At 58.5% G+C, this 26651-nt stretch carries 29 protein-coding genes; 10 read left to right on the forward strand and 19 right to left on the reverse strand.

What is annotated here, in order from left to right; translation table 11 throughout:
* Nucleotides 1-299: 299 nt before the first annotated feature.
* Nucleotides 300-941, forward strand: coding sequence for an invasion associated locus B family protein (locus FKG95_RS26795; RefSeq protein ID WP_142899539.1), 642 nt, complete (start codon nucleotides 300-302; stop codon nucleotides 939-941).
* Nucleotides 942-1111: 170 nt separating this feature from the next.
* Here the strand turns inward: FKG95_RS26795 and recA are convergent, their stop codons facing one another.
* Entirely contained in the window at nucleotides 1112-2182 is a 1071-nt protein-coding gene (gene recA, locus FKG95_RS26800; protein WP_142899540.1) for a recombinase RecA, read from the reverse strand.
* A gap of 405 nt (nucleotides 2183-2587) precedes the next feature.
* On the opposite strand from recA, the gene FKG95_RS26805 reads away from it, so the two are divergent.
* Nucleotides 2588-3286: a DUF3108 domain-containing protein gene (locus FKG95_RS26805; RefSeq protein ID WP_179954301.1), complete on the forward strand. Its 699-nt coding sequence runs from the start codon at nucleotides 2588-2590 to the stop codon at nucleotides 3284-3286.
* A 37-nt stretch (nucleotides 3287-3323) separates the two neighbouring features.
* Here FKG95_RS26805 and FKG95_RS26810 read toward each other — a convergent pair whose 3' ends face one another.
* From FKG95_RS26810 to flgB, 7 genes are all read right to left on the reverse strand, one after another.
* Entirely contained in the window at nucleotides 3324-5705 is a 2382-nt protein-coding gene (locus FKG95_RS26810) for a hybrid sensor histidine kinase/response regulator (protein ID WP_142899542.1), read from the reverse strand.
* Between the two features lie 187 nt (nucleotides 5706-5892).
* Entirely contained in the window at nucleotides 5893-6981 is a 1089-nt protein-coding gene (flhB, locus tag FKG95_RS26815; protein ID WP_142899543.1) for a flagellar biosynthesis protein FlhB, read from the reverse strand.
* A 57-nt stretch (nucleotides 6982-7038) separates the two neighbouring features.
* A complete protein-coding gene (fliR, locus tag FKG95_RS26820) occupies nucleotides 7039-7803 on the reverse strand; it encodes a flagellar biosynthetic protein FliR (protein ID WP_142899544.1) in 765 nt (254 codons plus the stop codon).
* Nucleotides 7804-7809: 6 nt separating this feature from the next.
* Nucleotides 7810-8076 carry a flagellar biosynthesis protein FliQ gene (fliQ, locus tag FKG95_RS26825; RefSeq protein ID WP_142899545.1) on the reverse strand — a complete coding sequence of 89 codons (267 nt, stop codon included), beginning with the start codon at nucleotides 8074-8076 and terminating at the stop codon, nucleotides 7810-7812.
* A gap of 119 nt (nucleotides 8077-8195) precedes the next feature.
* Entirely contained in the window at nucleotides 8196-8507 is a 312-nt protein-coding gene (fliE, locus tag FKG95_RS26830; RefSeq protein WP_142899546.1) for a flagellar hook-basal body complex protein FliE, read from the reverse strand.
* 113 nt (nucleotides 8508-8620) lie between these two features.
* The gene (gene flgC / locus FKG95_RS26835) at nucleotides 8621-9028 is read right to left on the reverse strand and encodes a flagellar basal body rod protein FlgC (protein WP_142899547.1); all 408 of its coding nucleotides are present in this window, start codon (nucleotides 9026-9028) and stop codon (nucleotides 8621-8623) included.
* A gap of 96 nt (nucleotides 9029-9124) precedes the next feature.
* On the reverse strand, nucleotides 9125-9529 hold the full coding sequence (gene flgB / locus FKG95_RS26840; RefSeq protein ID WP_142899548.1) for a flagellar basal body rod protein FlgB: 405 nt from the start codon (nucleotides 9527-9529) through the stop codon (nucleotides 9125-9127).
* 176 nt (nucleotides 9530-9705) lie between these two features.
* Between flgB and csrA the strand changes: the two genes are divergently transcribed.
* From csrA to fliP, 5 genes are all read left to right on the forward strand, one after another.
* Nucleotides 9706-9960: a carbon storage regulator CsrA gene (gene csrA, locus FKG95_RS26845; RefSeq protein WP_142899549.1), complete on the forward strand. Its 255-nt coding sequence runs from the start codon at nucleotides 9706-9708 to the stop codon at nucleotides 9958-9960.
* 373 nt (nucleotides 9961-10333) lie between these two features.
* A complete protein-coding gene (locus FKG95_RS26850) occupies nucleotides 10334-10702 on the forward strand; it encodes an EscU/YscU/HrcU family type III secretion system export apparatus switch protein (RefSeq protein WP_425456783.1) in 369 nt (122 codons plus the stop codon).
* Nucleotides 10699-11013, forward strand: a complete 315-nt coding sequence (locus FKG95_RS26855; protein WP_142899550.1) for a hypothetical protein — start codon at nucleotides 10699-10701, stop codon at nucleotides 11011-11013. The genes FKG95_RS26850 and FKG95_RS26855 overlap by 4 nt, the downstream gene beginning before the upstream one ends.
* Before the next feature lie 70 nt (nucleotides 11014-11083).
* Nucleotides 11084-11377 carry a flagellar biosynthetic protein FliO gene (locus FKG95_RS26860; RefSeq protein ID WP_142899551.1) on the forward strand — a complete coding sequence of 98 codons (294 nt, stop codon included), beginning with the start codon at nucleotides 11084-11086 and terminating at the stop codon, nucleotides 11375-11377.
* Nucleotides 11374-12120 (forward strand): flagellar type III secretion system pore protein FliP, encoded by a 747-nt coding sequence (fliP, locus tag FKG95_RS26865; RefSeq protein WP_142899552.1) that lies wholly within the window; start codon nucleotides 11374-11376, stop codon nucleotides 12118-12120. Before FKG95_RS26860 ends, fliP begins: the two co-directional genes overlap by 4 nt.
* Nucleotides 12121-12178: 58 nt before the next feature.
* Here fliP and FKG95_RS26870 read toward each other — a convergent pair whose 3' ends face one another.
* On the reverse strand, nucleotides 12179-12796 hold the full coding sequence (locus FKG95_RS26870) for a TetR/AcrR family transcriptional regulator (RefSeq protein WP_218940387.1): 618 nt from the start codon (nucleotides 12794-12796) through the stop codon (nucleotides 12179-12181).
* A gap of 149 nt (nucleotides 12797-12945) precedes the next feature.
* Here FKG95_RS26870 and FKG95_RS26875 point away from each other — a divergent pair, with 149 nt between their 5' ends.
* The 3 genes from FKG95_RS26875 to FKG95_RS26885 are packed head-to-tail and all read left to right on the forward strand — an operon-like array spanning nucleotide 12946 to nucleotide 16267.
* The gene (locus FKG95_RS26875) at nucleotides 12946-14352 is read left to right on the forward strand and encodes an HlyD family efflux transporter periplasmic adaptor subunit (protein WP_142899554.1); all 1407 of its coding nucleotides are present in this window, start codon (nucleotides 12946-12948) and stop codon (nucleotides 14350-14352) included.
* Nucleotides 14349-15524: an ABC transporter permease DevC gene (gene devC, locus FKG95_RS26880; protein WP_142899555.1), complete on the forward strand. Its 1176-nt coding sequence runs from the start codon at nucleotides 14349-14351 to the stop codon at nucleotides 15522-15524. The genes FKG95_RS26875 and devC overlap by 4 nt, the downstream gene beginning before the upstream one ends.
* 8 nt (nucleotides 15525-15532) lie before the next feature.
* Entirely contained in the window at nucleotides 15533-16267 is a 735-nt protein-coding gene (locus FKG95_RS26885) for an ATP-binding cassette domain-containing protein (protein ID WP_142899556.1), read from the forward strand.
* Nucleotides 16268-16295: 28 nt separating this feature from the next.
* Here FKG95_RS26885 and FKG95_RS26890 read toward each other — a convergent pair whose 3' ends face one another.
* From FKG95_RS26890 to fliM, 10 genes are all read right to left on the reverse strand, one after another.
* Nucleotides 16296-17081, reverse strand: coding sequence for a DUF3592 domain-containing protein (locus tag FKG95_RS26890; protein WP_142899557.1), 786 nt, complete (start codon nucleotides 17079-17081; stop codon nucleotides 16296-16298).
* A gap of 232 nt (nucleotides 17082-17313) precedes the next feature.
* Nucleotides 17314-17763 carry a hypothetical protein gene (locus FKG95_RS26895; protein ID WP_142899558.1) on the reverse strand — a complete coding sequence of 150 codons (450 nt, stop codon included), beginning with the start codon at nucleotides 17761-17763 and terminating at the stop codon, nucleotides 17314-17316.
* Between the two features lie 37 nt (nucleotides 17764-17800).
* A complete protein-coding gene (locus FKG95_RS26900) occupies nucleotides 17801-21403 on the reverse strand; it encodes a hypothetical protein (RefSeq protein ID WP_142899559.1) in 3603 nt (1200 codons plus the stop codon).
* Nucleotides 21400-22200, reverse strand: a complete 801-nt coding sequence (locus FKG95_RS26905; RefSeq protein WP_142899560.1) for a flagellar motor protein MotB — start codon at nucleotides 22198-22200, stop codon at nucleotides 21400-21402. The genes FKG95_RS26900 and FKG95_RS26905 overlap by 4 nt, the downstream gene beginning before the upstream one ends.
* Nucleotides 22197-22913 carry a flagellar motor protein MotB gene (locus FKG95_RS26910; RefSeq protein ID WP_142899561.1) on the reverse strand — a complete coding sequence of 239 codons (717 nt, stop codon included), beginning with the start codon at nucleotides 22911-22913 and terminating at the stop codon, nucleotides 22197-22199. The genes FKG95_RS26905 and FKG95_RS26910 overlap by 4 nt, the downstream gene beginning before the upstream one ends.
* 6 nt (nucleotides 22914-22919) lie before the next feature.
* The gene (locus FKG95_RS26915) at nucleotides 22920-23525 is read right to left on the reverse strand and encodes a protein phosphatase CheZ (RefSeq protein ID WP_142899562.1); all 606 of its coding nucleotides are present in this window, start codon (nucleotides 23523-23525) and stop codon (nucleotides 22920-22922) included.
* Between the two features lie 11 nt (nucleotides 23526-23536).
* Nucleotides 23537-23926, reverse strand: a complete 390-nt coding sequence (locus FKG95_RS26920) for a response regulator (RefSeq protein ID WP_142899563.1) — start codon at nucleotides 23924-23926, stop codon at nucleotides 23537-23539.
* A gap of 135 nt (nucleotides 23927-24061) precedes the next feature.
* A complete protein-coding gene (locus FKG95_RS26925) occupies nucleotides 24062-24784 on the reverse strand; it encodes a MotE family protein (protein ID WP_142899564.1) in 723 nt (240 codons plus the stop codon).
* Nucleotides 24785-24945: 161 nt separating this feature from the next.
* Nucleotides 24946-25542, reverse strand: coding sequence for a DUF6468 domain-containing protein (locus FKG95_RS26930; protein ID WP_142899565.1), 597 nt, complete (start codon nucleotides 25540-25542; stop codon nucleotides 24946-24948).
* Nucleotides 25539-26648, reverse strand: coding sequence for a flagellar motor switch protein FliM (fliM, locus tag FKG95_RS26935; protein ID WP_142899566.1), 1110 nt, complete (start codon nucleotides 26646-26648; stop codon nucleotides 25539-25541). Before fliM ends, FKG95_RS26930 begins: the two co-directional genes overlap by 4 nt.
* Nucleotides 26649-26651: the final 3 nt, after the last annotated feature.

Consider the following 26651-nt stretch of genomic DNA (forward strand, 5'->3'; position numbering starts at 1 on the left):
CTAGAACTAAACTAACATAAGGGCTCGGTTTGTAGCCTGCCATGTCTGAGCTGTCCAGCGAGCACGCCTGTACGGCAGTCCCGGCCATCCGCGCCCGGAATCAGGATTGCTCCCGGCGTTTCCTTGATTTAATCACGCTGAAGTAAGGGAAATGCTGCTTCTTTATCGGCGAAATATGTGGTTATCCCCGCTATCGCGCAGTTCCAACGCAGATTTGATTGGAAGTATCGCTCTTCCTGACACGAAATTAACCCGGTGAGATGGTTCCAAATGCCCAGCAAAAGCTCTAGGATCGCGCCATGATAAAACAGCTTCAAACAGCCACCTTCTGGGCCGCACAACGTGTCGGGGACACCGCCTGCTCTGCGGTCCGCCGCGCGGCGCAGACTCTCCCGGGTGGAATGGCCGTCGTTGTCGCCCTCGCGGTTTTCGGTCCCCTGGCGGAACCCCTGACCCGCACGGCGATGGCCCAGAGCACGGCGCCCGCTCAAGAAGAGAACACATCCCCGGACGGCGCGAGGACCGTGGCGACCCATGCAGACTGGACTCTGCGCTGCGGGCCTAATCCGCAGACACAGACCGAAGTCTGCTATATGGTCCAAAGCGTCACCTCCAGGGAAACCGGGAGGGGCGTTCTCCAACTCGCAATCGGCAAATTCGGACCTGAAAAGCGCGATCTGGCGCTGATTACCCTGCCGCTGGGCGTGCGATTGCCGCCGGGTCTCGCCATCGAGGTCACCGGAAGAGAGCGCCGGAAACTGCCGTTTGAGCGGTGTCTGCGCAACGGATGCCAGGCACAGCTCCTGATTGACGACGCGGTTTTGAGTGAATTCAAGGCGGGCGTGGACGGCCGTATCCTCTTTTACGATCTGAACGGCAAGCCAGGCGCGCTCCCCTTCTCTCTTCAGGGTTTCACAGCTGCCTTTGCAGGAATCAAGTAAGTCAACCCGGGCTCAACGCCCCAGGATCCAATAGTGAATGGGCCGGAGAGATCACTTTCTCCGGCCCTTTTGAATGGGTCCATTTCCACCCGGTGTATGGGGCTTAGACCGGGTTTAGGGCGACTGGGTTTAAGGCGGCCCGGCATCAAAGTCCGACGGCAGCGGAACGCTTAAGCCTCTTTCCCTTCCTCTTCGGGACCGCCTTCCAGCATGGCTGATGCAACTAAGCCCGCATTTTGCCGGATCGCGCGCTCGAGCTTGTTCGCTGCTTCGGGATTGTCACGAAGGAATTTCTTGGCGTTCTCACGCCCCTGACCAATGCGTTGGCCATCGTAGGAGAACCAGGAACCCGACTTTTCGACGATGTCGGCCGCGACCCCCAGGTCCAGCAGTTCCCCGGTTTTCGAAATACCCTGGCCGTACATAATATCGAACTCGATGATCCGGAAGGGCGGCGCCATCTTGTTCTTCACGACCTTCACCTTGGTCTGGTTACCTACCACCAGATCCCGATCTTTAATCGCCCCGATCCGGCGAATATCCAAACGCACCGAAGAATAGAACTTCAGGGCATGACCGCCTGTGGTGGTCTCGGGATTGCCGAACATCACGCCGATCTTCATACGAATCTGGTTGATGAAGATCACCAGTGTCTGAGACTTCGAGATCGAGCTGGTCAGCTTCCGCAAGGCCTGGCTCATCAAGCGTGCCTGAAGACCCGGCAGCGAATCACCCATCTCGCCTTCCAGTTCGGCTTTCGGCACCAGAGCCGCCACCGAATCGATCACCAGAACATCCAGAGCCCCGGATCGCACGAGCGTATCGACGATTTCAAGGGCCTGCTCACCGGCATCCGGCTGCGAAATCAAAAGTTCGCTGACGTTGCAGCCCAGCTTTGCCGCATAAACCGGATCAAGCGCATGCTCCGCATCAACGAATGCGCAGGTGCCGCCAGCCTTCTGCGCCTCGGCAACCACATGAAGCGCAAGTGTCGTCTTACCCGATGACTCGGGACCATAGATCTCTACAATACGACCGCGCGGCAACCCGCCGATTCCCAGGCCGATATCCAACCCAAGGGATCCTGTTGAAACCACTTCGGTTTCCACGACCTGATCTTCGCCAAGCCGCATAATGGAACCCTTGCCAAAGGCGCGCTCAATCTGGCCTAAGGCGGCATCCAATGCCTTCTGTTTGTCCACGTTTTTTTCCTCGACCAAACGCAATGCGCTCTGTGACATGATGGTGATGCCTTCCTTATCTCATAGGGGTATCGGAACTGCAATGTGCGGATTGTACCTCTTTTGTTCTCACATTCAAGCACAAAGATCAAAACAGGAACATTCCTGCATTTTAATCACTTATCGGCGAGCGGCGTAGAATGACCTGGTACAGGAACGGGATATCGCCACTTGAGAACTCAACATGACGGGGACTGGTCGATTCGCTACCGCAAACTAAATTACCATCAGTGATCTTCGAGACCGCTCCCACGAAACCCCGGTGATGTGCGTTCAGGAAAGCTGCAGAGGACGGGAATGCCTGGTTTGAAAAATTCACATAGGCCCCAGCTGTTCGCGGGCATCTTTTGCGGAGCGGTGGCTGCGCTCCCCTTAACAGCAGGCTCATTGGCCGCAGATGAGTCCATGCAGCTTCGCTACGAGGTCGCTTGGGGTAATATGACCCTGGCGGAAGCCAAGGTGAACTATGCTCTGAACGACACGCGCTATGAGATCGAGGGAAGCGGCGAAAGCCAGGGCACCCTCGCCTTTCTGTTCCCCTGGAAAGGCTCAGCGCGCAGTGTGGGCCTGACGACGGAGAAGGGATTTCAGGTCTCCCGGCACGACAGCGAGGGAAGCTTTAGAGACCGAACCCGCCGCACAAGTGTCATCTGGCGCCCCGATGCACCGCTTCCGGAACTGGTGGCGGAACCGGAATCGGATCTCACCGAAGTGACGCCTGTGCCCGAAGACGCCACAGCCGGAACCGCCGACCCCTTCACCGTGCTTCTGAGCACTTTGAACCGCCTGGAACAGGGTGAACGTTGTGACGCCGAAGCCCGTGTCTGGGACGGCCGGCGGCTCTACGACCTCAAGATCGGACATATCGGCAGGGCCGAGCTGGTTCGCGACCGGCCCTGGACCTATAACGGCACTGCGATTGGCTGCAGTCTGACCTACACGCCGATCGGTGGTTTCCGAAAAGACTCGGAGTGGAGGGATCGTCAGGACGAAATCCGGCGAATCATCTGGATTGGGCGCCTGCCCAACGAAAAGATGGTGCCCGTCAGGATCGAACTCTCGGCGCCGATCGGAAGATTTGTCGGGCGGCTCTACACCCAGTAGGCCCGGCCTTTTTGTCATCCGGGCGCAGGCTTCGGCATTAAACCAACTCGCCACCCAGGACTTCCTTCACCTTCGCCGCCAATTGCTTGAGGCTGAACGGCTTTGGCAGGAAGTGGATCCGCTCGTCCTCACCGAGTTTTTGCCTGAAGTTGTCTTCGGTGTAGCCGGAGATGAAAATCACCTTCAGGTCGGGATAGGATTCCCGCACCGTCTTGACCAGGGTCGGGCCATCGACGCGCGGCATCACCACATCCGTAATCAGCAAATCAATCCGCTCTGCCGCGTCACGCAATACCTCAAGCGCCTGTTCACCCGAGTTCGCCTCAAGGACCGTGTAGCCCTTGTTGCGCAGGGCACGGGAGCCGAAGGCCCGGACCGCATCCTCGTCTTCGACCAGCAGTACATTCCCGATCCCGGTCAGATCCTTCTGGACCTGCGCTTCGCCGCCAGAAGCGACTGCTTCCGTCTCGGCCCCCGCAACGTAGTGTGGCAGGAAGAGCGAGAAAATCGTTCCGCGCCCGACCACGGAATCAACAAAGATGAAGCCGCCGGTCTGTTTGACGATGCCATAGACGGTCGAGAGGCCCAGGCCGGTTCCGGCGCCGACTTCCTTGGTCGAAAAGAAGGGATCGAAGATGCGGTCCAGAATCTCGCGCGGGATACCGCACCCCGTATCCTCGACCTCTACGGCGACGTAGTTGCCCTTGGGCATGACTTCGCCTTTGTAATTCTTGTCTTCCTCGACCGTCACATTGGCGGTCCGGATGGTCAGAGCTCCGCCGTCGACCATGGCGTCGCGCGCATTGACCGCGAGGTTGATCACAACCTGCTCGAGCTGCCCCTGGTCCGCTTTGACCATGCCCAGATCACGGCCGTGAATCATCTTCAGTTCGATGTTTTCGCCGATTAGCCGCGCCAGCAGATGAGAGAGCTCGGCCAGAATATCGGTGATGATCAGTTGACGGGGCTGCAGGGTTTGCTGCCGCGAGAACGCGAGAAGCTGCCGCACGAGATTTGCAGCCCGGTTGGCATTCTGTTTGATCTGCATAATGTCTGCGAAGGACTGATCGCCCGGCCGGTGCCGCAGCAGCAGCAGATCGGAGAAGCCGATCATTGCGGTCAGCAGATTATTGAAGTCATGGGCGATACCGCCCGCCAGCTGCCCGACGGCCTGCATCTTCTGCGACTGCGCGAACTGCTCCTCCAGGTTCTTCTGTTCCGTTGTGTCGATGAAATGTGCGATAAAGCCGGCCGTCTCACCGCCACTGCCCGCCATCCGGGTCACGTAGACCGTGCACACAAGTTCGCCGCCGTGAAAGCCGAGCTCCAACACCGTCTGACGACTGGTGTTCTGAGGATCGTTCAGGGCGCTTTGAAAAGCTGCCCGGTCATCGGGTACGGCCAGCTCGATCAATGACAGACCATGTACATTCCCCGGCTCACGCAAGAGTTCGCGGAACGCCCGGTTGCTCTCGGTGACGCAGCCTTTCGGGTCGATCAGGGCAATACCGACCGGCGCTTTTTCGAAGAAGCTCTTGAAGCGTTCTTCAGACCGCTCCAGAGCGCGCGCGACCGCGCGTTCGCTGGAAAGATCGCGCACGACGGAGCGCGTGCAAAGCCCACCGCGCTCGTCAGCAGGCACGACATCCTGACTGATGAAGGCAACAAATTTACCGCCGTCGCGTTTTTTGAGCGTAACTTCGCCTTTGGAAACGGACTCATCCTGAAACGGGCTGTAGGGCAGGAAGTCGCCGTCATCTTCCAGAATGTCGTGCAGCCGCAGCGTACCGCTCTCCAGCTCCGCATGGGTCCGCCCAAGCCACTCGGCCAGCATCTGATTGACAAAGAGGAACCGCCCTTCCCCGTCGACCGAGTAAAAGCCAATGGGCGCATTCTCCAGCAGGTCGGCGAAGCGGTTTTGCTGGTCGTTGATGACCTGCTCCATCTGCCGGCGCAGGGTGATATCGTCGACGAACCAGAAGACGTAACCGGGCCATCCCTTCACCGGATAGGCGGCAACGTAACGCCATTGGGTTTCGACCTCGCCGTTGCCGGCGTCTTCGCCCTTTCCCGCCTCTGCCCGGCCTGGAATCCGAACTTCGGCATAGCCTTCCAGTCCGCTCTTGGCTTTGGCATCAAGCATCTCAATCTGCTCGCGGACCTCCAGATCGCCGCGGGTTTCCGCGACCAGAAGATCCGGGATCGGTTTATCGACCTGTCCGAAGAGTTCGTAAAAAGCGGAGTTGGACTGAACGACCTTGCCGTTCGGTGCAACGATCTGGCGGGGCCTTGAAACGGAGACGAAGGTGGCGGAATAGATCGAGAGATCCATCTTGGTCCGACGCCATCCGACAAAGGCGTAGATCGCAAGTGCCGCCAGGACGGCGATCACACTCCAATACGCTATCTCAATTCCCACGAGCGCCCACTGCCCTCTGTTGTTGTTCCCGCGTCGCTGCACCGATACCGCCGAATCGGTTTCGACGATTCGGCGCTAAAAAACTGCGGCATGGTAAACTCTGCGGCACGCCGGCGCCAGATCAGCGCGTGTTCCTTGCCCATGCCGGTGACGATGCCTGTAACGCCTGTCATTCCCCTCCGCCCGATCACGTCTTCCTCGCGCTCGGCAGCTTGCCCTTCAGACGCATCACGTAGCCGATCACCTCCGCCACGGCGGTGTAGTGTTCAGCCGGGATCTGCTGATCGAGCTCGACACCGCCATAAAGAGCACGCGCAAGAGGCGGGTTCTCGAGAACCGGGACATCGTGCTTCTTGGCGACTTCACGGATCCGGAACGCGATCTCGTCGGCTCCCTTCGCCGTCAAGACCGGCGCTTCCATGGTTTCCGCATCGTACTTCAGCGCGACGGAAAAGTGGGTCGGGTTGGTCACCACAACGTCTGCCTCGGGGACCGCCGCCATCATGCGCTGGCGCGCACGCTCGGCGCGCAGTTGGCGCAGGCGTCCCTTGACGATGGGATCGCCCTCGGTCTGCTTGAACTCGTCTTTGACTTCCTGCAAAGACATCTTCAACTGCTTGGTATGCTGATACTTTTGAAAGAGGAAGTCGCCGCCTGCGATAACCGCCATAACCGCGAGCACGCCGATCATGATCTGCACGGCCATCTCCTGCAGCAACAGCAGCAGCTGTGACATCTCCATCAACGCAATCTGCGGGATCATTTCGCGGCGCGGCGCCATAATCAGCACGATAACAACGGCAACGATTGTGAGTTTCGCGATTCCCTTGATGAATTCGGCGATCGACTTGGCGGAGAACAGCCGCTTCATGCCCTTCTGAAGAGAGATCTTATCGGGTGTGGGCTTCAGGGACTCGGCGGAGACCAGCCAGCCGATCTGGAGAAATGAGGCACCGACCGCGGCGGCGATCGCGACAATAGCCGGAAGGATCACCAGTCCGCCGACACCCAGCAATACGTCGCCGAACAGACTTTTAAGACTCCCAGGGTCGATAAGGATTGTGTGCGGGCTCTCGATAAAGCGCAGCATCTGAGACCCGAGACCTGCACTCAAAGACGCGCCGAACACTCCGATCACCGACGTAAAGGCAAGCAGCATAAACCAGTGCGAGATCTCCTGAGACTTGGCGACCTGGCCTTTTTGCCGCGACTCATCGAGTTTTTTTTGAGTCGGTTCCTCGGTTTTTTGGGAGTCGTCCGTATTATCGTCGGCCATTGCGCTCCGCTCCCAAAGCCGCAAACAAACCGGCGGTTTCCGAAAGGCACCGCATCCTCATGACGGCGCCAGGAAAGGCATCAAGGTGTCGCTGAACTGGGTGATGTAGAACCCCATCATGACCGGCAGCGACAGGAAGAGGATGATCACGCCCATGGCAACCTGCAGGGGCATGGCGACGAAAAAGATCTGCACCTGCGGCATCAGGCGTCCGAGAACACCGAGACCAAGATAGAATATCGTTCCCACAACGATGAAGGGGGCGGCAAGCTGAACCGCGAGCAGGAAGGTCTTTGCGACGACGCGGGTGATCATTTCGCTCAGGTCCCCCATCGGCAGAGCCTCTCCCGGCCGAAACAGGGTGTAGCTGTCAGCAACCGCCATCAACATGACATGATGGAGGTCGAGCAGAAACATCATGAGAACGGCCACGGTGGTCAGGAACGAGCCCATGATCGAACCTTGCTGTTGTGAACTGGGATCGTCGACCAAAGCATTCGCCAGAGACGACATGAAGGCGATGATCATCCCTGCGGTCGCCATGGTGGCCAGAAACAGGCGTGTCACGGTGCCAAGGAAAAAACCGATCACCAGTTCCCCGATAATCAGCAACGCCAGGGTCAGCACCGCATCGGGCAAAGGCGGAACCGTATCGCCGACAACCGGCGCAATAACGATTGAAATCAGCAGTGCCAGCATGAGACGGGTGCGGGGCGCAACGTAAGGCTCGGCAAAGCCCGGCAACAGCATCATGGTTGCGCCGACGCGAACAAACACGAAGATCACAACAAAGAGTTCAGCCGATAGAAGCTCGTCGAGCATTCCGCGTTACCCCAGTGCGACAATCCGGTCCATCAAGGTCTTGGTGAAGGCCATCATGGTTGCCAGCATGAAGGGCATGAAAACAATAATTCCGAGACATACGGCGACGATCTTGGGCACGAAGGAGAGCGTCATCTCCTGCATCTGCGTGAGTGCCTGGAAAAGCGCGATCAAAAGACCGACGCCCAGAGCGATCAAAATCCCCGGTGCGCCGACTTTCAGGGTCACGTAGATCGCTTCCCTGGAGACCTCGATGACTTCAACTGGATTCATGCTGTTTTTTCTCAAAGAGAGAGGCGCCGGAGAAATACAAATCTGGACGCGAGGAAAAGCCGGACGGGGTGTCGGACTGTGAAAGAAACCGGCCTGGAGACTTGGGTGGAAACATGCCTTCAGATCGGCATGCGCAATATCTCCTGGTAGGCCTGGACAACACGGTCGCGCACCGTGACGACAGTCTGCAAGGTGACCTCGGCCTTGGACATCGCCGTCACGACGTCCGTCAGGTCAGCGGTCCCGGCAGCGGCCTTCAGGCTCTGCGTCTCACCTTCATTCAAGGTGCCGACAACCTCGTCGGCCATTCCGCGCAGCGTTGAAGCGAAGTCCTGCTTCGGCGTCATGGCGCCTGAATCAAGCGGCTTAATGGAATCCTTGCCCGCTACCTTCTGATAGGCGCCGATGGCATCGGTAAAATTCACTGGCATGATCAACTCCGTGCCCAAAGTTCTTTTGGGGCAGTCGCATCCGCCTTCATGGCTCATTCAAAGCCGCCTTCCTGGCGGCCATATCAGTCTGCGCGGGCTCTAAAGTCCGGGTATCACGACAAGATCTGCAAGGTCTTCTGAAGCATGCTCCGGGAAGCCTCGATTGCCTTAAGATTCGCCTCGTAACTGCGCTGTGCTTCACGCATATCCGTCATCTCGATCAGGGTGTTCACATTCGGACGCAGCACATAACCATCGTCGTCGGCCGCAGGATGACCAGGCTGGTAGGCCCGCGAAAATTCGCTCTTATCGGTCATGATTTTGCGGACCCGGACGGTCTCGGCGCCGAGTTCCCGGTCCATGGCGTTGGCGAAAGAGACCAGTTTGCGGCGATACGGCTGGCCGCCCGGCGTCTGTGCAAGCGACTCGGCATTCGCCACGTTCTCGGCAATCACACGCAGACGAGTGCCCTGCGCCCGCATCCCCGAAGCGGCAATATGCAATGTCTTGAACAGATCCATTTTCTCTCCTCTGCCCGGCTCAACCGGAAAGCTCGGATGCCGGAGCCGCCGGTCTCCGCAGCCGGCTGCTTACGAAATTCTCTTTAAACCAGCACGTTATGCGGACCCCTTTAACGCCATTCTGATCATCGCGACGTGCTTGCGGTAGAGCTGCGTCATGGTCTGAAAGTCGGTCTGGTTCTGGGTCATCTTGACCAGCTGTTCCTCAATCACCACAGCGTTTCCGGCAGGCGCCGTTTCGTAGAGCTCTTCCTGCTCACGTGCCCTGCCATCGGACCCGCCCATGGACACGCCCTGAATGTGACTGCTGTTGGTCGCCGCGGGCCGTATGGGCTGCGATTGCCTGGCCACCGCGCGCTGGAAGGAACCGTCTTTCAGATCGTGGGGGATGTATTTCGGCGTATCCGCATTGGCGATATTCTTCGTCAGCACATTCTGACGCGCGGTCAGCCATTGCATGCGTTTGGCGATCACATCTGTGATGCTGAGTTTGCCGTCCATAGCGCCCACACAAACCTGTTTTCGCGACCATTAGATTGGATTTGTCTTAATTTTCCACTACCTCGTGTTAAGATTCGGTAAAAAGGGTTCGCTTGTTATGGAACAATCCGCGTATTAGAGTATGGTTCGGGGGCCGGTCAGAATCCGGCTAGGGGCAGGGAGTTTTTGCGAAGCCGATGCTTTATTTAACGCGGAAAATCGGCGAATCCGTGATCATCAACGACAATATTGAAGTCACCGTCGTTGATATTCGTGGCAAGTCGATCAAGCTCGGGTTCACATTCCCGGAAGATGCGACCGTACTGCGACGCGAGATCTACGAACGGATTCAGGAAGAAAACCGTGCCGCTGCTGCCGGCAGTGAAGCCCTTGCCCTCTCCATCGCGGGAATTGAAAACGACGACACGCCGAGTGACGATAAGGGATCATGACCCTCTGACGGCTGTTTTCCGCCCGTAAAAGCATGTTTTGATGCCCTGACCTGCGTTGATTTCCGGGCATAAACCGAACTCTCCATCAAATTTCCTTTTGCCCGTCCCGGCGTCTTCCACCGCCTGACGAAGCGCCTGCAGAGATCTTTGCATGGCAATCTGAGACGGCGGTTTTCACAAAATCCCCTGCCCCTTTGTCGGGATTGGCCCCCGGGATGAATGACCGCAACGACAGATCATCCCAAAAACAGATGCGAATCAGCAGCATAGCCGATTCGTTAAACCATTCGTTAAGCATAACCGTTGATAATCGACTCAGGATCATCCGAGGTGCAGCGACAGAAATCGCGCACTCGCTTTACAGGAAGTTGATTTGGCCAAGCAGCCAGATACACCGCGCGGCACGGCGCCCTCTCCCCCGAGCACGGTCACGGCTCCGCCGGCGGATAGCGCTGCCCAAGCGCCCGAATCACAGTCTTTGGCGATCGCGCTGAACTCCAGGGGCGGAAAGGCACAAGCCACCCAGGTGATCGCAAAAGGCACCGGCGAAGTTGCCGAGCAGATTCTCCAGCTCGCGTTCGAGCATGGTGTAAAAGTGCGCAGCGATGCGGACCTCGCAACAATCCTATCTGCGGTCGAGGTGGAAAGCGAGATCCCGCTCGAGGCACTCACCGCGGTCGCCAACATCCTCAGCTACATCTATCGCGCAGAACAGCCCTCAGCTCCGGAAAGCAGCTCATGACAAACCTTGCTCAAGTCACAGAATCCGCCCGTGATCTGCGTCACAAGATTCGCCGCGGCATCGAGGCCGCCGAGAAAGGCGACGTGATCGACCTACTGCCTGTGCAGGCCGAGGTTGACTCTCTTTGCGCAGCATTGGCGGCGCTCCCCAAGGACGAGAGCGACGCCGTGCAGAGTGACGTCATTGGTCTGGTCGAAGAACTCTCCACACTCTCGGACAAGCTCAATCAGGGGCTGGTCATTATCCGCAACGAGCTCAAGGATCTCTCTGAGCGGCAGCGTGCGGTCTCCGCCTACGGCAAGGCACCTTGACGACAACAGTCCCATACATCGACTGCAAGAGTCCCACTCCCGGAAAACATCAAGTCTCTGAATTGGCGTCATGGATTTAGAAGTATACCTGCGCTTTGTTTTGGCCCTGATTTTTGTCCTCGGCCTGATCGGCGGCCTCGCTCTTCTGGCCCGGCGGTTCGGTTTTGGCGGTCGGATGATCATTCAGGCGGGGCAGAAACAACGCCTCTCGGTTACCGAAGTCCGTCCGATCGACGGACGTCACAAACTGGTGCTGGTCAAACGCGACGGGATCGAGCACCTCTTGATGATCGGGCCGGCCAACACGCTTGTCGTAGAAAACGACGTTCCCCCGGCAATCTCACAAGAAGGGGGTCAGGCATGATCGTTTTGCGCTCGCTTCTGCCCGCAGTCTCCCTGGCTCTGGCGTTCAGCCTGCTCTCTCTGCCGGCCATGGCACAGGAGTTGTCTCTCGATCTTGGGGGCGATTCCGTGGGATCAAGCACCGGCCGGATCCTTCAGATCGTCGCCCTGATCACGATCCTGAGCCTCGCGCCTGCAATCCTGATGATGGTGACCTCCTTCACGCGGATCGTTGTGGTCTTGTCGTTCCTGCGAAGCGCCATGGGCATTCAGCAGACCCCGCCGAACACAGTGCTGGTCAGCCTGGCCCTGTTTCTCACCGCATTCATCATGATGCCGACCATGGAGGCAGTCTACGATCAGGCCATCGAACCCCTGATCGAGGAGGAAATCACTGAAATGGAGGCCGTCGAGCGCGGTGTGGTGCCGGTGCGCGACTTCATGCTGTCTCACGTACGCGAGCAGGACCTCAAGCTCTTCATCGAACTGGGGGACATCGGCGAGATTGAGACCGCCGAGGACACACCGATGCGCGCCTTGATCCCGGCCTTCATGATCAGTGAGCTGCGCCGCGCCTTCGAGATCGGGTTCCTGCTGTTCCTGCCCTTCATCATCATCGACATGGTGATCGCTTCAATCCTGATGTCGATGGGTATGATGATGCTGCCGCCGATCGTGATCTCCTTGCCCTTCAAGCTGATCTTTTTCGTCCTGGTCGATGGCTGGTATCTCGTATCGGGAAGTCTGGTGAAGAGTTTCGGTTAGCAAAGCTGGGATCAGCTCCGCTTGGTCCCGCAGACACCTCATTGCGCAGCGACACTCTTTAGCGCTGCTTGAGGCTGTTCAGAACCAGATCGAGATGGGCCTCCAGGAATTTTTCGGACCCGACGGGCTGATGACGTTCAAACGTCATTCTCCAAATTGCCGCGACGATGGCCGGTGCCATCAGGACGATCGGGAGTTCCGTGGCGGGCCCGGCCCTAAACTCGCCGTTTGCAATACCGCGGTCGACAATCCGTTTCAGAAGCGCCTGCCCTTTCGAGAGCGTGGTTCGATGGTAGTAGCCTGTTATCTGAGGAAAGCGGTTACCTTCGGCGATGATGATGCGCATCAGGACCGGCGCATCGGAGGTGACGATCCGCTCGTAAATTCTCTGCAGGACCATCCGCAAAAGATCCTCGGTTGAACCGGTGTAAGCATCAACGAGTCCCCCAACCTCATCCAGTATCGGCACAATCCGTGAATGCACAGCCGCTTCAAACAGCGCCTCCTTGCTCTCGAAGTAGCGGTAGATCGTTCCTTTCACGACCCCGGCCCTGGCGGCGACATCTTCCAAACGCGCCCCGGCAAAGCCGCGCTCCGCAAACTCCTGAAGGCCGGCCTCGATAATTTCCGCGGGCCGTGCGGCCTTCCGCCGACGCCTCGTTTTTGGCGTGTTCATCCGATCTGATTTCCCAGGCTCGCCCTCGGCAGCCTGTTCGTTTTTTTCAATCATTGCCAGTTATCGGTTCCGATCCTATATATTAATGACTCAAAAGTCATTAATAGTGATTTACGGCGACTTGGCCGCCATACAAGAGGTCGCACGAGATGGATAGCCCGATCCGGCAGAAGATAGAACCCCAGGCTGCGCCCGAGCGCGAGACCAGCGCTCCGCCGACGGACAAGCAGGATCTGCCCCTGCCTATCATCAAGCATGGGTCTGCGCCCGGGCAAGGTTTCGGCGCCCCTACCCCCACTTCGCGGTTTTTGACCTCGCTGGGCCTGCTGCGATACGTGCCCTTGATCCTGCTTCTTGTCGCAACCGGTGGCGTGATCGGCCTCTATTTTCAGCCGCCCGGCCTTCAAAAAGCGATGGAACTGCTCAATCTCGAGCCCGGCGCTGGAACGAGCACGCCAATCGCGGTACCGGCTCAAAAAGGTAACGGCGCCGGTGCGATTGCAGCCACCGGCCCGCTGTCAGGGATAGCGCCCGGACCGCAGGTGGTCGTCGGCCTGGGGCGGCTGCTTCCGGACGGGGACATCGTCACCCTGGCGCCTCCTTTTGGCTCAAACGATGCAAAGATTGCTGTGCTGAAGGTGGAAGAAGGCGATCGTGTTGAACGCGGCGAAATCCTCGCCGTCCTGGATAACGAGCCTGAACTCCTGGCCCTGGCCGAGGCCGCGAAGGCAAGCGTCTCTGTGCAAAGAGCGACGCTGGCACAAACCCGGACCTCTGTCCGCGCCAGCATTGAGGAGGCCGAAGCCGTTTTGGCGCAGGCCGAGGCGGCGGCGGTGAATGCGAAACAGGAATACGAACGCGGCCGGGTGCTGGTGGAACGGAAAGTCATCTCCCAGGCAACACTCGATCAACGGCTCGCAACCCACGATCAGGCGCGTCGGGAGGTGGACCGGGCCATTGCAACACTCTCGCGCTATCAAACCGACGACATCGGACAACAGGTCGACGTGGTCGTCGCGCGACGCAATCTGGAAGCGGCAAACATCGACCTGGCCCGGCGTATTCAGGACCTGGAACGAGCCTACATCCGCGCGCCGTTGTCCGGCGTGGTCTTGAAGATCCACCTGCAGGAAGGCGAAAAACCCGGCCCGGAAGGCGTCCTCAACATCGGAAACATCGATCGGATGACCGCTGAGGTGGAGATTTATCAAGCCCAGATCAGTGCCGTCTCGTTGAACGACCGGGTGACGATCGATGCCGACGCCCTGACCACGCCGTTAACCGGCAGAGTTTCGAAGATCGGCCTGGAAATCGGCCGGCAGACATTGATTGACGACGACCCCGCCGCCAATACGGACGCGCGCGTCATCGAGGTGACCGTAGCTCTTGATCCCGCTTCCTCCGCAACCGCGTCGCGTTACACGAACCTGCAGGTTATTGCCCGGATCGCGGTTGGCGCAAATCTTAGTGGCGAAGATCTCATTGGCCTAGGCCCTGGCGGCGACAACCCCGGCACCAGAGACCCCGCTACCAGAGACCCCGGCGGCAATCCATGACACGCCTTTTGACGGTCCTGTTCGGGCGTCTGCCCATCGGCTGGCTGCAGCTCATCCACAACCGGACACGCTTCGCCGCCGCGATCGCAGGCGTTGCCTTCGCCAACATCCTGATCTTCATGCAGCTTGGGTTCCTGGGGGCACTGATGGAGGGCACAAAACTACCCTATGGTTTGTTCGCCTCGGACATCCTGATCTCGGCTTCGGACGCGAATACCCTGTCGGACGGAAGCAACCTGCCACGGCAACGTCTTTACCAGGCCCTGGCTGCTCCCGGTGTCGCCGACGCCGCAGCCATTCACCTCGGCAAGATAGACTGGCAACCCAAGGACGGGAATGCGGTCAGCCTGCACGTCTTCGGCGTCGATCCCGGCAAAAAGATCTTCGCATCCGAAAGGATCAACAGGGCGCTTGAGCAGTTGAAACTTCTCGATTATGCCTTGATCGACCGCAAGACCCGAAATATGGAACGGGCTGTGTTTGACGAGATCGATGGCGGCACGCCGGTTCTGCGGGAAATCAACGACCGGACTCTGACCTTGGCTGAAACCTTCGAAGTCGGTTCGGGATTCGAAGCCGATGGCTACATGATCGTCTCGGACCAGACATTCCTGCGGCTGTTTCCCGCACGTGTTCCCGGTGCGCCGACCCACATCGCGATTAACGTGGAACCGGGCAGCCACCCTGACGCAGTTGTCACAGGTCTCCGCGATAGGCTTCCGAGCAGCGACAGTATCGTGCGGACTCTGGCCCAAGCTGCTGCCGACGATCAGAAATATCAAACCACCGAACGTCCCATCGGCGTTGTTTTCGGCTTCGGCATCATCATCGGTGTCCTTGTAGGCATTATCATCGTCTACCAGGTGCTCTCTACGGATGTCACCGATCACCTGGGTGAATATGCAACGCTGAAAGCCGTCGGTTATCGTCAAAGCTTCTTTCTAGGGATCGTCTTTGAGGAGGCCCTGATACTGGCGCTCTTCGGCTTCGTGCCCGGCCTGCTCATTGCACTGGGGTTCTATGAGCTGGTTTCCATCGCAACCGGCCTGCCGGTGGTCATGTCCGGCCTGCGGCCGCTTTTCGTGTTGGCAGGAACGATCCTGATGTGCGTGATCTCGGGCGCCATTGCGACCCGGCGGCTCGCCGGTGCCGATCCGGCAGATCTTTTCTAGGAGCCGCCATGATTGCTTCCCCGGCGTCTCATCTTATGACGGAACCAGGCCGTGGTCAGCGCGCCGCTCCAATCGCCGTTCAAAACCTTGATTACTGGTTCGGCCAAGGGGAAGCACGGAAACAGGCACTGTACGATGTAAACCTTGAGATCGAACGGGGTGAACTGGTTATTCTGATGGGCCCGTCAGGATCGGGAAAAACCACGCTCCTTACGCTCGTAGGCTGCCTCCGGGAGGTCCACGAGGGCAGTGTCCGGCTGCTGGGCAAGGAACTGAACAGCGCAAGTGAAGAGCTGCTCGTGGCCTGCCGCCGGCAGGTCGGATTCATTTTCCAGGCTCACAATCTGCACGAAAGCCTGACCGCAATGCAGAATGTGCGCATGGCGCTGGAAGTTCACGGCCCGGCGGCGATGCGGAACTGGTATGAGGCTTCAAGTCATCTTTTGCGGCTGTTGGGGCTGGGAGAGCGTCTCGACTACCTGCCTGGCAATCTATCGGGAGGGCAAAAACAAAGAGTGGCGATTGCACGGGCTCTTGTCGGAAATCCGGAGATCGTATTCGCGGACGAGCCGACGGCCGCGCTCGATAAGGAGAGCGGCTATCAGGTTGTTAAGCTCCTGAAAGACCTGGGCAGGGTCCGGCAGACAACGACATTGATGGTCACTCACGATAATCGCATTCTCAATCTGGCAGACCGGATTATCACCATGGAGGACGGTCGCATTGTCCAGGATGAGCGCTGATCGCACGGACGCAGGCAAGGCTACCGCGCTAAGCGGCTTTAGACACGCCGAACAGGTTTATCTTCACTCCCCAGAAGCCACCCACCACGAGCACAGCGTAAAACAACAGGGGCAAAATAAAGTCCGAGAGCGATTGGCCGGCTTCCCATGCTGTAACACTGGGATTGCTCGGCAAGTATTTTATCCAAACCCGGTTGCCTTCGACAAAGTGATTGCCGGCATGGTGCGGGACTCTGATTTTTGATTTAAAGACCTCACCTGAAGGGGTACGGAAGCGATAGACACTATAGTAGGCACCACGCTGCTCGTCTTCCACGCCGAGGGATTTCCAGGTTTTCTCGACTACAGCCTGGGCGCGAACGTAGCTCGCGGCGACATGCAAATGATCCGCCACATCAAGCATGGCAAAAATCATGAGCTTAAGTCCGATGAGCCCGCCGGCGAGAAACACCAGGGTGTTACCGATCCGCCCGAGCGAGGTTTTTGGCAGACCATCGTCTTCGTCCGGTACACCTGCCTGCAAGCGTTTCAGGATTCCGCGAATGCCGAAGACGACAAGCGGCAAACCGATAAGAAGTTGACCGAACATGATCAGCCAGGGCGTCAGATCTGCAAAAAGATCCATCGGGCCGGCATTCATAGTGGCAAGTGCTTCCCTGGCCGTGAACTCAGTGTCCAGTATCTCGGTGTCCTGAACGAAGAAAACCAATGCTGTTATGACGAGGCTCATGCTTCCGAAATAAAGCAAGAAACCGCCAACCACCGTCATGATGAGGTTCGCGAAGATACTTACACCAAACCGAAAAATACCCATATCCGGACACTCCCTTCAGGTGGTATCCGAATAACACAGCATAAGTTAAAATTAGAGAAATAATACAACTATATACAATTTTTAGTTGCCACTAGTCATACCCACTGACTTGAATGCCATCTCGATTTGATTCGCATTATCATCGAAAAGTGTATCACTCATCTGAACACACTATCCTGCGGCATCGTGCGGATTGAGGCGCAATCTTCCCTTGCACAAGAGCAACAGATTCTCATGACTGGAATGTATCCGAGAAGGGTTCGGCAACAATCTGGTATTCATCCTCATAGACGATGTAACCTGGCCGCTGTGTCCTTATCTGCTCCGTCACATGACCATAACTCTCAAGCAAAGTGATGAGTTCGCGCATTTTACTGATGTGATCCTGCGCCGACGACTTCAGCCATGAAATGCCCTTTGCCGATCTGTGGTAATGACCCTTTGACTTTGTGCGATTGAAGCGGGTTGGCCGTGCAAGGTTTTCGCCAAACCAACACAATAGAGCAGTAATTCTCTCGTTATCCCAGTGTGGTGTCGTGTTATCATCCAAGAGTTCGTAGGCTGCACCAAATACGCCCAAGAAAACGCCTGACTCGGGATGATTTCGTTGGATAACAAATCGAAGGAATACATCAGCGGAGTTCGGCTTATCGGCCGAGTGAGTATCTTCTTTGGAAACCACGTGAGGCCCTCCACGACTTCAGTGATTCGTCCTTCAACTATTCCAGTTCGCTCAACTGCGTGGAGTTGAGTTGCTGGCGGTAGCTCGTCACGAAGTCCTGGATCTGACCGATCTGGGCAAGCTCTTCGGTGATCGACTTCACATCGTTACCGATCAGATCGCCCGACAGCAGCGCGAAGGATTCTGCCTGAGGCGTCTCGTCCATGGGATCGCGATAGCTCTCCGCCAGGAGCTCCAGTGCAGGACGGTCGTCCGCGAGGGTGAGCGCGACCGCAAGATTCAGCACCGCAAGCGCCTCTTTATTGGACAGCTCCCGTTTGGGGGGCTCGGCCGGCACCAGACGCGCCAAAGCGAGGCCCGCATCTTTCCAGTTCCGCTGCTTCCAGAGGATCTCCGCGCGAAGCTGCAGGGCATCCGAGGCGGTGTCACCCTCCAGCAATGCCAATGCCTCATCTTCCCGCTCCGCCTCGGCCAGAGCGCGCGCCTGCAGGTGGCGGCGCTGCTGCACGAGCCCACCCGGAAGCTCATCGCTTTCGCTTTCGGCCAGCAGCCGTAAGGCGTCTTCAGGTTTGCGTTCAAGCAAGCGGATCAGCGCGGCGCGGGCTGCGACCTTGGCCTTCTCTTCGCCCTTGAGACGATAAGTGACCTGATCTTCCAGCAGGTCTCCGGCGCGCTCCAGAAGGTCGACCTCGACAAGGCGGTCCGCCAGCTTGGTAATAATCGCATCACCTTCCTCGCCCGGCGGCGTCAGCTCTTTGTATTCTTCGTAAAGGGCCACAGCAGTCACCGCCTGCACGTCCTGCCCCTTTTCGCTAAGGTAAAGATCCTTGAACTCCTGCTGCATGCGCCGCGTCACCTCTTCGGACCGCTTCGAGGATGGAAAGTGCGAAGCGGCCTGCCGCATGGATTTCAGGCCCTGGCGATAGTCGCCCCCGGCCAGATAGAGATCCCCGAGGCGGCGCAAGAGCGCAAACTCGAACTTATCACCGCGCCAGGCAAAACGGAGGTTCTCAAGCTCGTCGATGGCTTCCGTGTCCGTAATGGTCTCTTTATTAAGCCCCATATCGACCAGCGCGAGCCGGGCGCGGGCGCTGGAGGGCCGGTGCCGGTTGCGCGCAATCTGCTTCCAGAGTTTTTCTGCTTCCTCTTCTTCGCCATCCAGCAGCAAGCGCCGGCCCCGAAGATAACCGACTTGCGCCAGTTCAGCTTCGGTCGGCTCGTCCGCCTCAATCTTGCGCAGTTGAAGGCTTGCCCCGCCAGTGTCGCCGGTGGCCAGACTGGCTTCGGCCTCCAGGAGACGCAGCCGGGTCCGCACCGGACGCGCGTATTGATCAATGAGATCGTCCGTCTCGGCAAAGCCGGTCGCGGCCGCTTCCCAGTCCTGATCTTTTGCCGCGAGAGCCGACTGCCACAGCACCGCCTCCCGTTCGCCGACCAAGGCCGGGTGCGCCAGGTTGCGAGCGGCTTCATCGAAGTTATCGGTCAGAAACTGGCTGGCCCCCTTCATCATCACCACTTCCGGGTCCGTCGCGAGGGCGGGATTTTCCGCGTCGAGCAGACGCAGCATTCCAAGCGCTTCAGGCGCCCGGCCGTGGCCGAAGTAAAAGCGCGCCAGATCCAGCCGCGCGATCCCGACCTTGTTTGCGTCCCTGCGCACCACATCGCGCTGCAGTTCCTGCTTGTTGGCGGTGAATTCCTCGTCACCTCCACGCCGGGCCTGCTCCAGATCGAACATTGATCCGCCCGCGAGCGGGTTACGTTCTCCAGTGCTGGGCAAGGCGCGGGCGTCGGAACCGGAGACCTGGAGCGGCTCACGTCCCGAGACCACGACGCCTCGCTTCTCGAGGCTCATGGCAAGGCCTTCAGCAGTCGGCTGCAGCACCACGCCCTGATAGCTGACAAGAGCCCTGAACTGCGCGAACTGTTGTACGGATGCCACCCCAAGGCCGGGCTGACGGACCGGCGCAACGATGATGCGGTCATTCAGATCAGGGTCGGCGATCGATAAGAGAGTCCGGGCATCGCCACGCGTGAAAACGACTTCTGGTCCCTTTGCCCCCGTGGTGACAGATACCGAAACGGCGTCTTCGGGCAATGGCACGCGCCGTCTGATATCGACAGTCCAGACATTGTCGTCAAAGGCCAAACGCGGCGCGAAAAGCGGCGGAAGCGTCAATCGCACGGCCGTACCGCCCTGGACCGGCACACGGTCGATTGGCTCCAGATGCGGCGCAATCCTGCGCAGTTGCCGGGTCAGGTCGAAAGGCCCAAGCCGGTCGAAAACCAGCCAGAGACGGTTGCCGCGCTGAAAAGCGGCCGCGCCGGTTTCGCGATCCCAGCCGAACTTGAGCACAGTCGGCTCGATGGGTTCCGGCGCCTTTCCTGGAGCCGGTGTAAGCAGTGGCAGGTCGGGATCGTCTGCCAGCATCACGAGTCCGGCATCACCACCGACATCCTGGCCCTGAGCGAGTGCCGCCTCGACATTGAGCTCGGTCCTGAAGGCATCAAGAGTGACAAGATTATCTTCAGGTATCGGAGCACCTGCCCGCTGTGCTGCGGCAGCCGCGCGAATACTCTCGGGCGTCGCAAAACGCACTACGCCCTTGGCCAGTCGGGCCTCCGCCGCCGTCTCCTGGCGGGCAGGCCGGTTGACGGCTTTCTTGTCTTCCTGCTCGAGCGGATTGGCATCAGCGTCTTTTGTTGCGGTCGCCTGGTTTGTAGCGGCGCTTGGTGTTGGAGCGTTGCCTTGTGCTGCGGAAGCATCCGGTGCAACGCCGGCCGGTCCAGTTGAATCAACCTGCGGCTTTTGTGGCAGAAGAGATGTCGGTTTATCGACCGCAGACGCCTTGGGATCTTCAGGCTTTTCGGCACTTGCAGTCGCCTTGGGAGCAGCCGTGTTTACGAGCGACTTGCCCTCAGTCTGTTCAGGTTCAGCCTTATTGGCTTCGGCCGCTTGTTTTTGCGTTGGGCGTGTTACGTCCAGGACGGCTTTGTTACCATCGCGAAAGAGCCGGAAGGTTGAGTTCTCAGAGGCCTGAATCGCGACCCTGCTGCCTTTATCAGACTTCGGGACGGAAACGCGAGTGATTCCAGCCGGTAAATTCCTTTGCACGCGCTCCAGGCCAAACTCCGCCGCCTGATCGAACACGATAGTGGCCTCGCCCTCAGACTGCTCCAGGCGCGCCGCAACCGGCTTGTCCCAATCGAACACGATGCGGCTGTAGGTCGGGTGCTCACCTGCCCGCACCCGGACGCGCCGGTCAGCTGCCTTCTGTGCGTAGAGGTCGACCACGACTTTGCCGTCGATCCGCGCGGACCGGACGTCGAATTCTCTCTTGAAGGGAAAGCGGACTTCACGCCCTTCAGCGCTGACCGTCGCCGCGCCGATGTACCGGAACAAAGCCTTCTGGGCAGCGGACAAGTCGTACTCGGCGCCAACTTGAAATCGGACCACAACCGCGTCCTTCTCGGCCTGGACGGTGAAGGGCGCTTCGGGCGGCGTATCAAACACAATCCGGGCAAAGTCCGGATGAACACCGCCACGGACCGTAATGGTCTCTGCGGCGAGACCAAATGCCGAGGTTGCCGTCAGCAGGAAAAACGCCAGCCAAAGCCGGGCAAAACGCAGACCGCGCATCATCTCTCCCCCGCGGTATCGAGCAGAACCACATCAAAGCGGCGCTGCACCGAAGCCCGAGCCCCCTGCCCGGTCGCATCGGCCTCCGGTGACTGAGTGTCGAATGCTTGGGGTGTCAGCGCGACACCGCGCGGGCGAATGCTTCCCGAATAGCCCGTGTCTTCCAGCAGGCGCGCCAGACGGATCGAGCGTCCGAGGGTTTGCGTCCAAACGGCTTCTCGCTCTGCGCCAACAGCGCCCGGGTCCAGGTCGTCGATTGGATAGCTGACAATTTCGACGCTGTTCGAAAGGCTCCGAAAAAGCCCGCCTAAGGCCAACATCGTGCGTTCCGCCGCCGCGCCAAGTTCATTGGACTGTCCCTCGAAGACGAGCGCATCGGGCAAAGACACGATCAGGCGATCACCGAGATTGACAAAGTCCGCGCCTCGCAAAACCGCATCTTCTTCCAAGCGTTCCGAAAGGACATTCGCCAGATAGTCCAGATCGGTTCCGGGTATGGACTTGACGGGCACAATGTCCAATTGCGACTTGGGTTCAACGACCGTGGAGTCCTCGACGCTATCCAGACTCTCCGCCAGGGAACCGGTCAGGTTTTGCCACTTCACCAGGTCGAGGCTGGACATCGAATACAAGAGAACGAAAAACGTCAGCATCAACGCGACCAGATCTGTAAAGGTTACCATCCAAGCGTTCGGCGACGCGGCCGGGCGTGCAGCCGCGGTTGAGGCTGGGCGTGACATCCGCAGCGGCTGCACCTTCACCTTCAAGGTTTCTTCGCTGTTGAGGTCCGCTTGGGTCATGGCTGCGTCTCCGCGCCAGCTTGGGGATTGCCGGCCGCAGGGGTTCCAGCCTCGTCCGCAGGAACCTCGACACTGCGGAAATTCAGGAAGATCGCACCGGGCCGGCCAACCTCGAGCCCCGTCGAAACGCGCTCGACCGGCAGACCGGCGTTGGCGAGGTGCCGTGCAAGTTCCCCAAGACGCCGCAATTCGACGGAGCGCTCCTGCGCCCCATCCAGGCGCGCAAGTGCGTCCTCGGGAACGCCGTGCCGTACCTCCACCAGAAACGCATTACCCTTCGTGCCTGCTGCTAGCAGCGCCTTGCTCAGCCGCTGCAAAAGAAGATCACGGCCTGGATTCAATTCGGTCGCATTGCGTGCAAACAGCATGCTGGAAGGTAACTCGACCCGGACTTCGCTGTTGCGCGCCCCTTCGTTGAGGCGGATCGCCGGCAGGGTCGTATCCAGGAGATCGGCGAGTTCGTTCGCCAGTTCCCGGGCGCCTGAGAGCTGTCCGGACCCTGCAGCCTGTTCGGAAAGATTTTTGTAGGCTTGAATGCGGCCGTCAAAGGCCTGGCTCACGCTGTCGATAACGACGCGCTGCTTATCCTCCTCAATCACCGAGAGGGCGTTGAGCAAAATGAAGAATGCCAGAAGAAGGAGTTTGAGACTCAGCAGGGCGATTACATTGGGATCGCTTTGCCCCACGAAGGTCCTTGGCAGCGGACCAGCCATCGCGAATCAGTCGAAGCCCATAAGGGCGTCTATGTCATCCTGACTGATTTCATTTCCCGGCAGTTGAGGACCATTGCAAAGGTCTTCATCCGGCCGCTCTGCTTTGCCGTCGGCACGCTTGGGCGTGGCCGGGCGTTCGACACCGGCAGCCTTGAACTCTTCACCAAATGCCGCCAGCAAGGCCGTAACCTTGTTTTCGACATGTTGAAGGGCGTTGACGACCGTGCCAATCCGTTGTCCCGTAATGTCCTGAAAGCTACATGCTTCGTAGACCTGGGTCACCGAATTGTTGATTTTGTCGGAAACCTCCTGATCGACGGTCTCAGCCAAAGCTTCGAGCTCTTCCATCGACCCCAGTATGGTATTGGTCGCAGCCTCGGTCGCGCCGACGATCGCCGCCAGTTCGTCCGTCGCGGTTGGCAGATGCTCACTGGTGATTTCATCTGCTCGAAGCGAGGCGATCTCTGCTTTGGCGTTTGTAATGAACTCGGCGACCGACTCGACCTCAGCAAAGAGGCGCATGTTCACCGCTGAGAGATCCCCCTCAGCGGCTTCCATGTCGACCGCCGTGGCATTATCCACAGCGGTCTCTTTGCCCGCCGGCATTGACATCTGTCTGATCCTTAAAACGCACCAAGGACGGCGGTCAGCTTGCTTTTCAGCGTCGCGGCGTTGAACGGCTTGACGATGTAGTTGTTCACACCGGCCTGCTTGGCGGCAACGACGTTCTCGCTTTTGCTCTCAGCGGTGATCATGATGAACGGCAGAGCCTGAAGCTGATTGTCGGTGCGGCATTCCTTGAGAAGCTGCAGACCACTCATGGGCTCCATGTTCCAGTCGGAAATCACCAGACCGTAGGACTTATCGCGCAGTTTCTGCAGCGCGGCACTGCCATCAGCGGCTTCATCAACATTGTTGAAACCCAGCTGCTTCAGCAGATTACGAATGATACGAAGCATCGTCTTGTAATCATCGACGATCAAAATCGGCATGTTCATGTCGACAGCGGACATATTAGTCTCCTTTAATTACCGGCGGTCCCCTCAGAGCGATTCCACTGAACCGGCTCGTAAAACCTGTTGAACATTAACGGTATTCGATTAACGCAGCGTAAACGGCACGGCGCTCAAATCGTTGAATTCGGTTTACTATTTGGCAATGGGCAGGGTCCGGCGCTGGGCCAGTTCCAAGGTGATGGTTTTTGCCCGCTCAGGATCCATTTTCGCTAGGATTGGCGCGGTTTTGCGCTCTTTCATCCGCTCGATAACGTCCAGCAACACCGCCAGGTCGAGCTGTTCGAAGATGCGCGCCGCATCTTTGGGCTTCATCGCCTCATATATCCTCACGAGGCTTTTCATTTGAGCCTCGGTTTCCTCGTCATGCTCCTCGAGCAGTCCTTCGATCGACTTACGCAGCGCCTCCAGCTCCGCCACTTTCTCGTCGATCCGGCTCTCCGCGGCCTTCAGCAGGACTTCACGCTGATCAAGGGCCCGTCCGCGCTGTTCGATCTCCTCGCGGCGCTCGGACAGGGACTGCAAGAGGTTGATTTCTTCGTCGGTCAGGGAGAAAGGATCGCGGGGCTGTTTGCTTTCAGCCGAATCAGCCCGGACGTCGCCGCTCTCGGCTGTGTCCTCATCCTGCGCGACGGCAGCCGTTTCAACTGTCTCGCCTGCCGCAGCGGGTTCGGCAGCCTCGTCTCCGGCAGCTTCAGCGCCCTCATCCGCCTCTTCGTCCGCCGGTTTGGCGGCAAGCTGCTCAAATCCGGTTTTTGCGGCGGTTGCGGAGGAGATTCCCTGCCAAATATTGCCGACCTTCACCGTGAACAAGGCGGCGGCGGCAAGAATAACAAATGGCAGCAAACGAAGTCGCATGGATACCTTCCTCGTACGGGATCCTATTGGATCTGGGCGGCTTCGCTCTTGTTCCGCCCGAATAGTCAGAGCTTTTAATCTGCCAGTAGTGTTAACTGACTGAATTGCATATCTCTTAAATGAGCCGGTCAGCCCGCCATGGAGAGATTACATCAGGTGGATTAACGCATTCTTTGCAAAGCCTTCAGCAACGCCTGTGCGCCTGGATTTTCGGATGACAGGTTCAGCCGCTCCGAAATCGGCACATCGGGATCGGCATCTTCGTCATGCATCCCGGGCGAAACCTTGGGTGCCGCGGAGCTCTGGCCAGCGCCCATGTCAGAGTTCGGGCGCAGCTGTCGCGCGCCCGCATCTCTTTGTCCCGTCGACACGACGTTCCGGCCGCCCCCGCGTGTGCTGCCGAAACCACTGCCGCCCAGACTGTCACGAGCCGTAGCCGAAGCACTTTCGAGCTGGTTGGAAAGCGTCTCGCCCCGCTCAACCAGAAACTTGAGATCGGTCAGCATTTTAGCGGCGCCCTCGACCTGTTTTTGGAGCTCGTTTCCGCTCGAGCCGGCGTGAGAGCGCAACTCCGCCAAGCCCTCCTCGGCTTTGAGTGTTGAATCAGCGAAGTCTTTGATCAAGCTCTCCATCTCGTCTTTCGACTTGCGAAGAGCGCCCAGTTTCCGGTCGAGGATTGCTGCATAAACGATGGTCGCGACCAAAAGGCCCGCCACAATCAGATCTACTATCAAAGTGAAATCAAACCCTGTGCTCACGACGCTTCACTCTCCCGCGCCAGCTTGTTAACCACGCGGACGGCAATGCTGCCGTTTTTGCGCCCCATGTTCCCCTGGAACATCGGCACATCCCCGCACCGCATCTCGATTGCGGAGGCCGGTGTGGTGGAGAGCTCGAGATGGCTCCCGACTTCCCAGTTCATAATCTCACCCAGGGGCAGCTCGACCTGCTCCAGGACGGCCTGGATGGGAACGTCGGTCTGCCAGAGTTCCGCCGTCAGGTGGCCTTCCCAGATGGAATCCCGTCCGAACTTTTCGCCCATGAACATCTGCAGCAGCAGTTCACGAACCGGCTCCAGAGTTGCGTAAGGGATCAGGAGTTCGATCCGGCCACCCCGGTCTTCCATATCGACCCGCAAGGTGATGACGATGGTTGCGTTGGCATGGCGTGCGATCGTCGCGAAACGCGGGTTGGTCTCGAGGCGCTCAAAGCGGAAATTCACCGGTGAAAGCGGGTCGAAGGCGCTGGAAAGATCCGCCAGCACAACATGAACCATCCGCTCGACGAGGTTTCTCTCGATAGTTGTATATGGCCGACCCTCAATCCGCATCGCCGCGGTTCCCCTGCGCCCACCAAGCAACACGTCGACGATCGAATAAATCAGGGCGGAATCGACGGTCATGAGACCGAAATTGTCCCACTCCTCGGCCTTGAAGACCGAGAGCATCGCCGGCAGGGGAATTGAGTTCAGATAATCGCCAAAGCGGGCCGAGGTGATGTTGTCCAGGCTGACTTCAACGTTATCGGAGGTAAAGTTACGCAGAGACGTCGACATCATCCGCACAAGGCGATCAAAGACGACCTCGAGCATCGGCAACCGCTCGTAGGACACCAACGCGGAGTTGAGGATTGCCTGGATGCCGGACTGCGCAACATCGTCGTCCGCGGAGGTATCGACCCCCAACAGACTGTCGATTTCACTTTGATCGAGAACCCGGGTGGAACCGGCGGCACCCCCCATCTCATCGCCGTCACCTTCAGCTTCGCCGCCGCCCTCTTCGTCGTCATCCGCCATGGCCTCCCACTCGGCCATCATTGCATCCTGATCGACTTCTTCGGTTTCGGTTTCTGTTTCTTCAGCCATTTA

It is taken from the genome of Denitrobaculum tricleocarpae (assembly GCF_007004665.1).
Taxonomy (GTDB): Bacteria; Pseudomonadota; Alphaproteobacteria; order Kiloniellales; family Kiloniellaceae; genus Denitrobaculum; species Denitrobaculum tricleocarpae.